This window comes from Mycobacterium scrofulaceum (assembly GCF_001667885.1).
GTDB lineage: Bacteria > Actinomycetota > Actinomycetes > Mycobacteriales > Mycobacteriaceae > Mycobacterium > Mycobacterium scrofulaceum_C.
Genome location: NZ_LZJW01000070.1, coordinates 1 through 1,343, shown reverse-complemented (window position 1 = coordinate 1,343; position 1,343 = coordinate 1). Strand labels below are relative to the sequence as shown.

The following is a 1,343-nucleotide window of genomic DNA, read 5'->3' as shown; positions in this document are numbered from 1 at the left end:
GGTGGGGTCGGCGGTGCCGGTGATGTAGCCGACGAGGCGTTTGTCGCCGGGGCGGTCCTCGCGCACGATCACCACGGCCTGCTCGACGCCCTCGGAAGCGGCCAGGGCCGAGCGGATCTCGCCCACCTCGATGCGATAGCCGCGGATCTTGACCTGTTCATCGGCGCGCCCGACATAACGCAACTGCCCGTCGGCGCCCCAGCACACCAGATCCCCGGTCCGATACATCCGCGCCCCGGGCGCCCCGAACGGACACGCCACAAACCGCGACGCGCTGAGCCCCGCGCGACCCAGATAGCCCAGGCCCACCCCACGCCCGGCCACATACAACTCCCCGATGACCCCGACCGGCACCGGGCGTAGCCAGCCATCGAGCACGAACAACCCCGCCCCGGGTACGGCCGACCCGATCGGCGGCGCCCCACTCTTGGCGGTCAGCGGTGTGCTGGCGGTGGTGAAGATGGTGGCCTCGGTCGGGCCATAGACATTGATCATCACCCGCCCCGGCGCCCAGCGGTCGACCACCTCGGCCGGCACCGGCTCGGCCCCGATCACCAGCGCGGTGTCCTCCAACCCCTGCGGCGAGAGCATCCGCACCGCCGCCGGGGTCTGACTCAACACCGTCACCCGCTGCTCGACCAGCAACGCATGAAAATCCTTGGGCGAGCGGGCCACCGCCTCGGGCACCACCACCAACCGGCCCCCATGCAGCAACGCCCCCCAGATCTCCCACACCGAGAAATCAAAGGCATACGAATGGAACTGGGTCCACACCTGGCCCGGTCCCAACACCACCCCCACCGCTGGCGCAGCAAACAACCGGGTCACATTGGCGTGACTGACCGCCACCCCCTTCGGCACACCCGTGGTGCCCGAGGTGTAAATCACATGCGCCACATCCTCGGGCGCCGGCCCCGGCGGCGCCGTCACCGGCTGATCGGCCAGCCCCGGACCCTGCACATCGACCACCGGCAACACATAACCGGCCAGCAACTCGGCCAACGCCGCCGTCGTCACCGCCGCCACCGGCGCGGCATCGGCCAACATGAACTCAATACGCGCCCGCGGCAACCCCGGATCGATCGGCAGATACGCCGCCCCCGACTTGAGCACCCCCAGGATCGCCACGATCGCTTCGGCCGAGCGCGACAACACCACCGCCACCACCGCACCCGGACCCGCACCCCGCGCAATCAGCGCATGCGCCAACCGATTCGCCGCCTCATCAAGCTCCCGATACGACACCGACCGACCCTGGAACGTCACCGCCACCGCATCGGGCGCACGGGCCACCTGCGCGGCAAACAACCCCGGAATCGACACCGGCACCCACGACCGACCCA

The 1,343-nt window shown here is 70.0% G+C and carries 1 protein-coding gene; it reads right to left on the bottom strand.

Translation table 11 applies throughout. The annotated features are described in order from the left end of the window. The coding region (locus A5681_RS09890; protein WP_156737924.1) for a non-ribosomal peptide synthetase at positions 1 to 1,343 on the bottom strand (1,343 nt) is incomplete at both ends.